Source organism: Pseudoalteromonas sp. KAN5 (genome assembly GCF_022846535.1).
Lineage (GTDB): Bacteria > Pseudomonadota > Gammaproteobacteria > Enterobacterales > Alteromonadaceae > Pseudoalteromonas > Pseudoalteromonas haloplanktis.
In genome coordinates this window covers 761,559-773,993 of sequence record NZ_AP025589.1, presented here as the reverse complement: position 1 = coordinate 773,993, position 12,435 = coordinate 761,559, and the positions used below count along the sequence as shown (strand labels likewise).

The 12,435-nt window shown below is 34.8% G+C and carries 8 protein-coding genes; all 8 read right to left on the bottom strand.

The features are described 5' to 3' along the window. Positions 1 to 1,176 carry a TniQ family protein gene (locus tag KAN5_RS03340; RefSeq protein WP_244390470.1) on the bottom strand — a complete coding sequence of 392 codons (1,176 nt, stop codon included), beginning with the start codon at positions 1,174 to 1,176 and terminating at the stop codon, positions 1 to 3. A gap of 70 nt (positions 1,177 to 1,246) precedes the next feature. Continuing rightward, positions 1,247 to 2,635, bottom strand: a complete 1,389-nt coding sequence (locus KAN5_RS03335; protein WP_244390468.1) for an adenylate/guanylate cyclase domain-containing protein — start codon at positions 2,633 to 2,635, stop codon at positions 1,247 to 1,249. After that, entirely contained in the window at positions 2,623 to 3,195 is a 573-nt protein-coding gene (locus KAN5_RS03330; protein ID WP_244390466.1) for a Pycsar system effector family protein, read from the bottom strand. Before KAN5_RS03330 ends, KAN5_RS03335 begins: the two co-directional genes overlap by 13 nt. Beyond that, complete coding sequence (locus KAN5_RS03325; RefSeq protein WP_087530668.1) at positions 3,196 to 3,495, bottom strand: helix-turn-helix transcriptional regulator; 300 nt, start codon at positions 3,493 to 3,495, stop codon at positions 3,196 to 3,198. Between the two features lie 324 nt (positions 3,496 to 3,819). Next, positions 3,820 to 8,712, bottom strand: coding sequence for a hypothetical protein (locus tag KAN5_RS03320; RefSeq protein WP_244390464.1), 4,893 nt, complete (start codon positions 8,710 to 8,712; stop codon positions 3,820 to 3,822). A gap of 262 nt (positions 8,713 to 8,974) precedes the next feature. Next, positions 8,975 to 9,976, bottom strand: coding sequence for a TniB family NTP-binding protein (locus tag KAN5_RS03315; protein WP_244390461.1), 1,002 nt, complete (start codon positions 9,974 to 9,976; stop codon positions 8,975 to 8,977). A 2-nt stretch (positions 9,977 to 9,978) separates the two neighbouring features. Next, positions 9,979 to 11,802, bottom strand: a complete 1,824-nt coding sequence (locus KAN5_RS03310; RefSeq protein ID WP_244390459.1) for a Mu transposase C-terminal domain-containing protein — start codon at positions 11,800 to 11,802, stop codon at positions 9,979 to 9,981. Further along, positions 11,795 to 12,424 (bottom strand): Tn7 transposase TnsA N-terminal domain-containing protein, encoded by a 630-nt coding sequence (locus KAN5_RS03305; protein ID WP_244390457.1) that lies wholly within the window; start codon positions 12,422 to 12,424, stop codon positions 11,795 to 11,797. Before KAN5_RS03305 ends, KAN5_RS03310 begins: the two co-directional genes overlap by 8 nt. Positions 12,425 to 12,435 lie beyond the last annotated feature (11 nt).

Here is a 12,435-nt window from a genome sequence, read left to right as displayed (position 1 = left end):
TTACCACGGCGCTATAAATTGTTTTTTTGTTTGAGGCTTTTCAGCTGCGAATGCTTGCTGTAGCTCAATCACTTGGCGTAAATAAAATACATGGCTATCAGCTCTGAGCTGTTCGTGCTTTTTTTGTGGATAAGCACAGTTTAAAAAGCCTTCTTGATGAAGCCTGTAAACTTGCTCTATGGTAGTGTTTAATAATACTGCGGCATCAAAAGTACAAAACAGTAAATCTGCAATATTTGGATGTTTAGCTTTAGGGTTACTATCAACTAATTCGACAAAGTAATTAATAATCTCATCAATTACTCTGTTTTTACGGTTGCTTGTTGCAGCAATTTGACCATCACGGATCACATTGCCATAGACAGAGTTGAACTTAGTTTTATTAAAAGGGTTAAGTTGTTTGAGCCGCGCATTATTTGTGAGTAAATCTAATTCAACGGTAAAGCCATCAGGCCAAGTACTAAAGTAATCAACAAAAGTTCGATTAAAGTCAGTATCGCATACATCAAGTTGCTTAACCTTCGCAAACCACGATATCAACCCCACTATTTTTTGGCTGTTATTACCTGCAAGCGCAATTGCAATTTTAAAGTCTGCATCGTTTAACTGTTCACTATTGGTTAGTTGATAACCGCAACTACATTCTAGAAACGTCTCAGAGGCTCTGTAATCAATTAAATCATGGCATTCCTCACAATGTGTAATTAATTGTGTTTTATGCTTATGACACGCTTTATAGGGCTTTAAATGCCAATAAAAAGGAACGAAAGAAGATTCAGACAAGCATTCAAAGCAAACAGGTATGTTATCAGTGCTAAGTAGCTCAAGGGGAATAGCCAGTTCATTTCGACTTACTGCGGCAAGGTTGCCAAATTTAAAATTACTGCGCCGCCACGCAAGCGCAAGAAGATCACCAGCGTTAACATCAGCTAATTGTGCTACTAACTTAAGCGCTCTTATTCTAAAACTGCTCGCTTGCCTAGCATGATAAACATCAACCTTACTCAGCTCTAACGGCAACGCACCTTCAAGCTCATGATCTTGCTCTGCAAGCCATTGCCACAAAATATCAGCAAGCTCACTATAGCCATCGTATGAATTATCCCTTGCAAGCCTTAGCAAATAGCTTTCAAGCGCCTCATCAGGGTAAAGTTTTGTTTGAACTAAAAAATGCATCGCCAACCCAAACTAAGAAAATCTTAGTTTAGGTTTAGGCTAAATAAATTAGATAGTCAAAAATAAATACTTAATCAATTTCTAAAAGAGGATCACCAATGTAAATTCCAAAGCACTCCTCCCCCAATAAAACTTTTTTATTTTTATCTAAGACAGAAATATACATAAAGTGAAGCCCTAGATAACATGTATCTTCCCATTGCTTTGCTTTAAAATTACATCCATCAAGAGTCTGAGCTAGGACAAGTGTCTCATGATTACCCGAATTTTCAGCAGCTTCTTTGGCTTCATTACCAGTATTTTTCACTCTAAATTTTACAAACACTTCAGTGTTTAATTCTTGATGAGGCAGCTTAAAATTAACTTTAAAGTCTATACCTAAAGACTTCTTTATTACTTCTGCACATGGAAAGTAAGTAAACTTTGTTGGAGCGTTCTTATTATCTTTTAAGCATGCAGTTATTTTTATATTTTCTAAAATATTATCTGTTGCAGGGCTTGGTAACAAAGCGATATATTTTTCATGGTTGAGTACATATTGCTTGTAATTAATTCGATTGCCATCAGCATCTCGATAATTTGGTTCAACAAACTCTTTTTTTACTTCTTCGCCTTTAGATTGAACATGCCTTATTTCCAAAATATCCTCAGGTAAATCTAATAACTCTTTAATTGATTGCCCCAATAGAACTCTATTTTTAGGAGCTCTTTGCTGTAATTTTGCTGCAATATCAACATAGAAAGATGTGGCTGTAACTTCAGAAGCGCCGGAATAACCATACATACCCCATATAACATTTTCTTTTTCGCCATAATCTATACCTATTCGAATGCCAACGTCATCTTCAATACCTTGATCTTCAAAATATGGCTTTACAACTTCGTTCATCACTTGAACTATATAAGTACCACAATTAATAGCATCAATAGCAGCATTTCTAGCCTTCTTATTACTTCTAAAAAAAGCAAGTACCGCATCCCCCATAATTCTGTGTACATGACCATCAAATGCTTGAATTGTCTCAATAGCGGCCCTGATAATTGCATTTTTGATTAAAAAAACTGTTTCCGCAGAATAGGTCACTCCTAATTTAGTCGAACCTTTAATATCTATAAATAACGAGACATTAAAACCATTTTTTAGTGCATCAGTGTCAGTTAAATAATCAAAATCAGGATGCCCACCTATCTTTGACTCTTTTATTCCCTCTTTACCAAAAGCTTTCCGAATACTTTCTTGTATGCCAAAGTTTTGCTCTTGTGGTAATCCCGAGCGAATATTCAGAATCGAGGAAGCTGCTTCTAGGCCAGTTTGATAGCTTTCAGAACTCAATGAGTCTAATGAAAAACTATTTCCTTTTTGAACGCTTTCAAAAAACTTAGATGAGCTTCTCTCTCTATCAAAACTTTTCTTTAAAATTTCTTCTATTGACCCGTAAGCTCCTTTTAGCTTTGACATAATGTGATCCCTAATGTGTCTGAAACTATTAATATGAAAAGAATTAATAATAGAAATAGATTTGCCTTAGTGGTTGTCGTGGCTCTGTCTAAGCTATTAAATTTACTCTTAGTGATGCCAGCGACCTCGTGAACTTGCCCTGAAATATCCTCTAAAAAGGCATCCGCATCCGTGTTTTTAAATTTATCAATGTAATCCTCTCGCTCAAACTCAGCCACTGAACTAAAAAAGATAACAGAACTAGGACTAGGTTTCTTTGAGCTATCTAGCTTAGGTTTTATGCTGTCCATTACAAAAAGAATACTAAGCATACTAAACAAGGCAATTACGACAAGATTAATAGAGATAGCCCACAAATAGAACCCTGAATTAGGAAGTAACTCAGGGGCTTTAACCAACAAGCCAGCAAAAACACCAAAATTAAACGTTGTAATTAGACCGCTTTTAAAATTAATTGTGGCAATGTACGAATCATAGCGCTTAATGATGTCCCATAGATCTGATTTACTCGGTTTTTCGTCACTTGGCTCTTCGGTATTAGACTTACAATCTTTTGACATTTACTTTTCCTTAAGTTTCATTAACAATTCTTTTTGATCAGTGCTACTCAACTTTCCAAGCGCGCAGATTAATTCAGATAAAACATCCTCTTCACAATAAAAATAAGCTACTGGTACATCTAGCTCTTTAGCAATGCGTTTCATGGTTAAGAAATCAGGGGCATGTTTGCCTTTTTCATATTGGTTCATGCGAGCACTAGCCGTGTTTGGCTCCATTCCTAATGCCATACCTAGCTGTTGCTGAGTAAGGCCAGCTGCTTTTCTTGCAGATTTTAGGCGTGAAGGTGTTGGAGTTTCCATGTGAACCTTAGCTATAAAACATATCTTGCTAAGATTCTCTTAGTATCTAACCCATAAGTGTACTAAGGATATTTTAGTTTTTAAATATATTCTTAATTAGTAATGTTTTAAACTATAAATTTTTGAGTTAAAAGGAATTTTATGCTTGTTTTTGCTAGTGATGCTTTTAGCAAAATTGTTTTGATGAAACTGCTAATGTAAAAATTCCTAACTCTAAAAAAGCCAACCTTGGGTTTTGTATTAAGCTAATTAATCTGTAGAAGTAATAAGTCTCTTATTTACATCTACAGATTATAAAAGTCATAATCTGAGTTTAGAATGTTACTAGTCTTTATATAAAGCATTCGTTAGTGCAGCTAAAGTTGTTTTATATTCGCCAGTTGTGACATCAAAAAAAGAGTCGCAATAACGTTTCCTCATCTGCTCTTTATATAAATCATTAGCTAAATCCTTTAAAGTTTTGCTTAACCCCTTCACACCAATTAATAAAATTAAAAATTGGACTTTCTTTACAGTGTTCTTCTCATTCTTAATGTTTTTCAGTAAAGATTTATAAAGTGACTCAGTATTATTTATTTCTTCAGAAAAAACTTTACAAAAGTACTTTGAGTACTGGGTTGGAGCAATTGGCAAGTGACTGATGCATAAATTAATTTTTTCAATTTTATTTTCATTTCCTTTGGTTGATGATATTTCTTGAAAGAATGTTGGCATCCATATTTTTTGACTTTTTGTCTTAACTTTTATCTTCTGTAAAAAAGGCAGATTCCTGAAACCAATTGAGTATGCTGCTATCAATATATAATCCAAGTGTGTTGTATTATATTTGCTGATTGATTCCAAGAAATTGATTGCAGCTTCACTGTCTCGAAATTGTTGTTCCAGGATATATAGCGCCAATAAGCTATTCCAATTGTACTGTGAAGTAACCTTACCTGAATCATCAAACCTAATACCTAATGCCTTTAAACATAATTTGAAAAGTAAATGATCTCTTGGGATCATCTTTGATGCTGCTATTAATATTCGGTCGTTAGGATCTATATCAGGACTATTTAAATATTTTATGAATTTTTCTTTTAAACTTGAATCTCCCGTCAAGTGTGGGCCAATATTTGTAAAAAACTGCCCCTCATTCTCACTACCAACAATATTATCTTCAAAAGGAAAGGTACGGTTTACATAATCCCAATGGCTTGCCAAGTATGCCCAAAATGGTTCGATTGGCTTGAATGACCTATACAATAAAAATCCTAAATGTTTTTCTTTCTGCTTTTCTTCTAAATAATTTTTTAACTTATCAAGTTGCTTTAACGCTATTAAACCACAGAATGCATTTTTTGTAGCAATTTCATGATCAAGGCCAGTAGCTAAAAAAGCTTCCAATAAATCAGTTATGCTTTTCGCATTTGCTTCCTCAGAAGTATTCATCAAAGGTGAAGTTAAACAACCGATTGTAGAAGTTATTCTTATATTTGAATCTGTTTCTTCTGAGAATCCGGCTAAAATGTCTAATGCATCAATATTAGTATTTATTTGTACAAGCCTCTTTGTAATTTCATTACGAAAAGTCGCTGGTAAAATATCTAATTTTTCTACCACTTTATTTCTAACATCAGGATCATTTTTGAAAATAGATGCTACTAAACCTATATTTCCATCTCTTTTTTGAAGCTGCTCTAGTGCAACCTTCTTTAAATTAGGTGTTATTTTCGATGACCCAAATAATAAAATTAAATCAGGATTTATGAACATAGAGCCTGATTTTTTTTCTAATATTTTTTGGAAAATAGCAGTAGCAATTTGGATTTGTGTTTCATCTGCAACTTTCAAAATCCCTCTTACTATGAAATCGTACCTCTTCCGGCTACTACCTTCACTTTCAGCACTTAAAAGCTCTAGTAATTTATCAAAACAAACTTTTTTGTTAGAAAAAATATCTGGGTAGAGGTGAGCCATAATTGACAAGTCGACACCATTTTTCTGAAAAAGCTCACCTATCAATTCTTTTACTTCTTTATCTTCTGCTCCCCAATTTTGAATTAACGCCTGCAATGGCCAAAAGTAAAAATTATCGAGCTTTAGAGTTTCTTGAATCAAGTGTACTTTCATACGTTCAGTTTTAAATAACTGATAATATTGATAGTTCACACTAGGTTTTTTTAGAACGTATTCTTCAACCGCTTCACACATCTTTGGAGAGTGTTCAATAATCTTTGCAATATTTCTAATATCTCTTCTGTATACCCCCATAAGAGCCTTTGGATGATCATTTTTGAGATCTTCAACAATGATTTCTAGTACTTGTTGATCTGTATAATAATAAGTCATTAAGACATGAATCGAGAAATCGAAATCTAAATCCCCGTTGTAATTAAAAACTCTATTTATACACATCTGTTTAATATCATCATTTAAATAAAATGACTCAATACATTCATTTACTAGTGAAGACCAAGAAAAGTTATAACGAGATATTCCTCCAAGTTCTAACAGTATCTCTCTATCCTTTTCTGATGTGCGATTGTTCTTCGCTTCATAAAAAATGCATAACAATTTAGCTTCTGGGGAGTCAATTAACTTTAAATAATTAAAAATAGATTTACTTTCACTACTAGCTGGCCACCCTCTAATTATCACTTCGAACAAAACCATTCTGGTGTTATAACAAATTGTTGATTTAGCCTTACGTACCAAGTCTACTTTCACTTCTGTTTTATTTTTAAATTTATTAAATAAAACTCTTCCAACCATCCTTTTATCTTTAATTTCCTTTAAAGTTATAGCCTTAAGAAGTAGGTTTAATGTTATTTCATCTTCAGCCCAGTTTGCATCAACAGATTCAAATAAACTTCTATACCAACTTATCGTTCCAGGAGTCCACTCTCTGAGCTTTGCCGCAATATCTGTATTTAACTTGTTTGAAGTAAAGCCCGTCATTAAAATATTAATCAAAGCACTTTTGTGTTGATCGTATTCACAACTTTGAATAGTTTCATATTGATTATTTGCAATCTTTCTCGCCACAACAGCAGGGCATTTATTATCACCAAATGCTATCTCTGCGAGCAAGGTTTCTTTTCGCATTATCTCATACGGCTCACAGTCCAAACCATCAATAAAGCTAACAAGCTCCTCTGTCTCTGATGGTCTATCTAATAACATCACAAAACCTAAGAAAACCTCACGCCATTGATTATCAAAGATATACTTTTTTAAGTTAGCTTCTCTTTCTGTGAAAGATTGAGTAAAAAGATAATTGGCAGTTAAGAACTCTTGAAGGGCTCGATGAAAATACCCAATTTCGCTTGGGCTCTTCTTAATTAACAAGCCTATCTCTGATTCACCAATATTAATAAAAGATTCTGCATACTTCTTAGCGTCCCTCTTACTAAATCCAAATTCCTTATTTTCATCTGAGAGGAATTCACTAATCAATTTTTGAGCAGCTGAAAGCTCTATACTTCCATGAGGGAACTTAACATGCATCATGAAAGCTAAATATGAAAAAATGCTTATTAACTCTGATTCATTAAAAGTGTTTACATCATCTAATACTTGCGCAGCAGTTTTACGTCGTTTAGGTTGAACTTTAATTAAATCGTTTATTAATTCTCTGTAAACGCTAAACCTCGAATGAGGCAATGAAATGCTTTTAGATTTCAAATGAATAAGCATATAAAGCAAAAGAGGTATTGTTGCTAATTCTGAAAGATCTCGGCTTGCAAAAATCTCACTAGACAACTCATGTGACTGCTTCTTTAATTCAAATTCGAAAGATGGATCTTTAATACCTAATTGATGTGTTAACCTATACCTTATACAGTTATTTAATAACTCTTCTTGTTGTTTATCTGATAATCCCTCTAAATATGCTGCTGACCAATTGAGTCCTTCTGGGCTAAGCTTCTCTACACCAGACGGTCTGCTTGAAATAATTGATGAAGCATTTTTTTCAGTTAAAAAAACCGATAACTTATTGATACAAATAAGAGCAGACTGCTCACTCTTCCACTCATCAATACCATCGACAACCAAGAAGAGACGATTATCACTTATTGCTGTTTTTATAAGAGGCCACAAATCATCTCTATCCATACTAGAAAACCAGGATTCGAGACATCCTGTAAGACTCGAATCAGGGTTATTAACCAAGTAATTAGACCAATATCCAAAAGGCAACCATACTGGTATTAATAAATTTTTACTTTTTATAAAATTATGATTTTTAATTTCAACTTGTTCAAGAAGACCCAAAACTATATATTTTAATAATGCACTTTTACCAGATCCAGGCCCCCCAACAACCAATGAATTACTCTCAGTCCCTAACCAATCTAAAGCAGGCATAACATTTTGAATACTAGTTACATTATCCGTACTCATTAAGCTATTTTCATTTAAGCTTTCCGAATCTGTATCGATATCATCTATAAAATCATAGGGTGATGAACTTAGATTACTCTTAGCTGAATATGAGTCTTCAAAACTTTCAAAAGTAAAATTTAAGTTAATGTTAGGCGGAATATAACGCTCTACAAATTTCGGGGTAGTATTTTCTCCAGAAAGATTTCTTAAGCTGTTTTCATGGCTTTCAAATAACGTACAGTAAAATCTACCAAGCTTTGCACGATATTCACTTATTTGATGGGGTTCTAACCTACTTTTTAAACTTTCTAAAAAATATTCTCCACAAAATAGTCTAGTCCATTCTTTACCAAAAAAATCGTAGACGACTTTTGGCATTTTTTTAAATTCATTAGACAACTTAATTTTATCTAAGATATGAAGTTCAATTCCTAGCTCTTTTAGTTTTGCTCTTTGAATTTCAATCTCATCACTGATTTTTTTTTCACTTAAGTCACTGGAAGTACAAATATAAAAATGGTTAGTTTTATTAATCCATTCACCTGCTATAAAAGTGCTTATAGCAGCTTTTAAGTTTGCAACAGTATACGTTTTATACCGTTTACACTGGTATACAGAATACTCAACTTCAGAGTGGACTCTTGCAAATAAATCTATCCCTTCTTGTTTTTGGCCTGCTTTACCATATAGATGGCAATGTTCAACACTTTTAACTTGCTCTACAAACCTTAAAATAAGACGTTCAAAGTTTTCCCACGTTAACGAATTAAATGGTAGTTCCTGTAATTGACTTTGTACGGGAGGCTCAATGCCATTTGGTATGGTATATAGATATTCAGGTATCGACATAAAAATTTATCTTCCTATTTGGCAGTCCATTGCTGAAGCATTAAATCTATAAACTCTTTAACACCTAATCAGCAAATATTGTCGATAATCAGCGAAGGCTGACTCGAGCAAGTGATCCCAACAATATGATTTCAGTAGAATTCGCTTAGATTCACTCCAGTTCATCATACATGATAAATTCCCACTATTAACACCAATGCGACATTTAAAATTAATCTTTTCAAGCTATTAATCAAGTATAAAACTATTATGCCAGGTAGACCTATTTTCTCAACAACTGACTAATAGGCATTCTTTCAGTAAACTTGGTCGCTATAAACGGATCTTCATCTTGGGCGCTTTCAGGTTTATAGAGTGAGTAGCGCTCAACTTCACTTGCAGTAATTTCTGCAACGGGCAAGGTAAATAGGTTTGATACATCAGGGAAGAGTACATCAAATGCTTTAACTAAGTGCTTGGTCGTGAGGGTTTTCGCGTTATCCATTAATGCGTACAGTACGGCATCATCTAAAAAGTATTTGAGCGTTCTAAAGCAACCTTTTGATAATGAGAACAAAGCAAATACTGTAGCTTGATCACTTAAGTTTGGCTTTTCGGTAAATGGCATTCGGTTGGCTAGGCCAATTATTAACTGCACAAAGTGCTTTGGGTTTTCTGATAACTTAAAATAAGGCAGCTGCCGCCTCACTAATAAACGCGATGACCATTGAGGCTCGTCTGCTATTTTTTCTGCCCACGGCATACCTACCAATACGATTGATACACCCGCTTCATCGTTAATATATTTTAATCGATTAGCAATCTCGCGGCGTTTTTTACCTTGGTTATGCTCAATTAACTCTTGAAACTCATCAATAATTATAAGCTCTGTGCCACACGTTTTGAGGCATTTTATTAATGATGTCGTTAATCGAGTACCATTTACTCGAAGTTTACGCTCTGTACTGCCTACTTGACCTAAGTCTTTAAGAAGCTCGGCTAAAGTAGATTCTAGTGTCGGGTTGCTGGGTATGCGGCTTACTAATACAGGGTGATTCATCACTCCATTAATAAATTGAGGTAAGTGACGTTCTTTATACTGTTTTATTAGTGCTGTTTTACCTGTGCCTGTATCGCCATTTAACAGCATGCAGGGTTTTTCCCCCGCTAACCCTTTACCAAGCCTTAATCTGTCGAAGTCGTTAAATACAGTGGTTATTATTGGGTATTCAATAAATACATCACGAAATTCATTCAGCCTTTCTTTTTGTTTATCGGTCAGCATAATTAAAATCCATCTAGGTCTGAGATAAAGTCATCCCAGCTATCAGTTGGTTGCTCTTTAGGTGTAACCTTTTTGGGTTCTACTGGCTCGCTCTGAGCTATTGATTTTTGTGAGTCACTATTTACATTTTGATGCTTAGCTAATGCTTTACCCCCTTTTACTTTTGAGTGTTTTGGCGCATTTTTTAACTCTTCAAACTCATTTTGAATTTTATGATGAATAAACATACGCGCTTTTGCTAAGCCTACATTATCGATAGAGCCCGAAATAAAATCGCGATGAATACGTATATTTATTTTATGCTGATTCAAACTTAAATTTTGGGTGTAACCGTTTGGGTCTATGCATGGCACTTTTATGTAATGCTCTAGCTTATCGAGGTAAACGTATATATAAGAAATATCATCGGGGTTTAATTTAATTAAAACTTCTTGAGATACTTTGTGGCTAAACTGTTTTCTATAGTTTGCTAGTTCAGTACTGTCGTAGCTTAAGTTTTCTAGCCTTATTCCACCTTTACGAAGCACCCGATGGTTTGAAATACTGAGTACAACATCTAGTTGTTGAAGGTCAGCATCACTCAGCATTGTTGGTGGTAACGTATTAAAACCTTGATCCCATAATTGGCTTGGTATGTACTTAAAGCGGCTGTCGGCATCTTGATGGTAAACGTCTACTACCCATTTATGAAATAGCTGCATAAAGGTCGTAAAGCGCATGATTGCATCTTTTTTGGGATTGTATTCATGCTTTTGTAAAATGTTAGAAAAGGTTTTACCAGGAACAGGATCTAATAATTCAGTATTAATTGTGCCGAACATACGTTCTACAAACGGTTTTAACCACGGCTTTGCAACAGGATTATATTGAGTATTAATGCCTATTTCTTCACAAGCCAGTTCAAGGCTGTTACTCCAAAATTCAGCGCCATTATCAACAACAAGAGTTTCAATTTTGCCAGCACACTTCCACTCATTAATCGTATCAGGGTATAGCTTTGCTACTTCACTTTTAGGTTTCATCGCATTTAGCATTGCTCGCCTTACTGCATCGTAGCTAGGCTCACTGAAGCTAAAGTAATAGCCAACAATACAATGGCTATACACATCGACTAACATGGTGAGTGTTGGCCGACCAAGCGGGATATGTAGCTCATCATCTAATAAAATAAGATCCAGCGGTGTATGGTCAATTTCAACTTTTTCGAGTACACGTGTAGGCCGTGTATGCCCTTCTACTTTATTAAACGCAATATCAGCAAGGCGCTTACCATAACGAGCAATCATTACTTCGTATTGCGGTAAGTTATCTATTCTGTTTTTAAATGCTTTGTATGTTAAAGGCTTTAAAACACTGCCTACAACACTGTCGTTTTCAATAACAACTAAGTCTGCATAATACTTATAAGCCGATGCCACTGATGGCTTTTCTTTTACTAAGTAACGCTCAAGTGCCTTTTCAAAAAACTTATCGGTGGCTGTATCGCGCTCCCTGTTACCTTTTTTTTGATGGCTTGGTATTAGCGCCATGATATTTTTATCCGCATTGGTATAAGCGCTATACCATCGTGCAGCTGTTCTCCAACTGGGCTTTTTTTCTCCCTCAACTTCGTGCATTACTTTTAATAAAGGCTCAAGGTTTTTTTGTGTCCAACCACCTTGAATATTAGCCTCAAGCCATTGAATATATTTAAGCTTAGCAAATGTTGTTGTTTTTATTTTTTCTGGGAGAGCTTGTAAGTCTTTGGCGTAATTTAGAGGTAGTTTGGATTCTACTTTTGGTAATGGCTGGTTAAATTCGTCATCAAACAAACCATCATTAAACATTGTTAGACCAAATTGCTGTTTCTATTGATATTTCATTCGTAGTTAAGTCGGCAAATAACTGCCCTAGTGATAATAAGCGTAGCACAGTAGCAAGTAGCTCACCGGCAGTTACTTTTAAAAAGTTAACTAACTGGCCCACTTTAATAGAGCCGTATTGCTTAACAAGTTCTAACACCGATGCTTGCAGCTCTGTTAAAGACTGAAAACCAGAATAGCGATGTAAAAGCTTTAAGTTATTGAGTGTTGGGTATACACGGATTTGTTTATCAGTAACCAGTATTAAGTCGCGTCCATCTTGCTTAGCTATGGCTTGCTTTTCAATAAAACGTGCACGAAAGTCTTCATCGGCAATTTTGCTTTGCGGTTTTACTTCTATAAATTTTTGCGTGCCGTCTGTGTGGGTAAGTAAAAAGTCAGGTGTGTAACGGCAAATACGGTTATCAAACTCATATTCGTAACCGAGTGGTTGTGCTTCAAATGCGGCTATTGATGGTGAAAATTCAAAATGGAAACACGCATCGAACTCTAAAGAGGATTCAACTAAACAGGTAGATTTATTTTTTTGACTAGCAAATTTATGGAGGTTTTTAACACGAGAGTGTTTGAGTTTTCTTCTGTACATGTGAGTCAACC

What these genes read in the sequence shown, in the direction of transcription:
- KAN5_RS03305 (WP_244390457.1), bottom strand. Translation starts at nt 12,424, where the DNA reads ATGTACAGAAGAAAACTCAAACACTCTCGTGTTAAAAACCTCCATAAA.
- KAN5_RS03340 (WP_244390470.1), bottom strand. Translation starts at nt 1,176, where the DNA reads ATGCATTTTTTAGTTCAAACAAAACTTTACCCTGATGAGGCGCTTGAA.
- KAN5_RS03325 (WP_087530668.1), bottom strand. Translation starts at nt 3,495, where the DNA reads ATGGAAACTCCAACACCTTCACGCCTAAAATCTGCAAGAAAAGCAGCT.
- KAN5_RS03320 (WP_244390464.1), bottom strand. Translation starts at nt 8,712, where the DNA reads ATGTCGATACCTGAATATCTATATACCATACCAAATGGCATTGAGCCT.
- KAN5_RS03310 (WP_244390459.1), bottom strand. Translation starts at nt 11,802, where the DNA reads ATGTTTAATGATGGTTTGTTTGATGACGAATTTAACCAGCCATTACCA.
- KAN5_RS03335 (WP_244390468.1), bottom strand. Translation starts at nt 2,635, where the DNA reads ATGTCAAAGCTAAAAGGAGCTTACGGGTCAATAGAAGAAATTTTAAAG.
- KAN5_RS03315 (WP_244390461.1), bottom strand. Translation starts at nt 9,976, where the DNA reads ATGCTGACCGATAAACAAAAAGAAAGGCTGAATGAATTTCGTGATGTA.
- KAN5_RS03330 (WP_244390466.1), bottom strand. Translation starts at nt 3,195, where the DNA reads ATGTCAAAAGATTGTAAGTCTAATACCGAAGAGCCAAGTGACGAAAAA.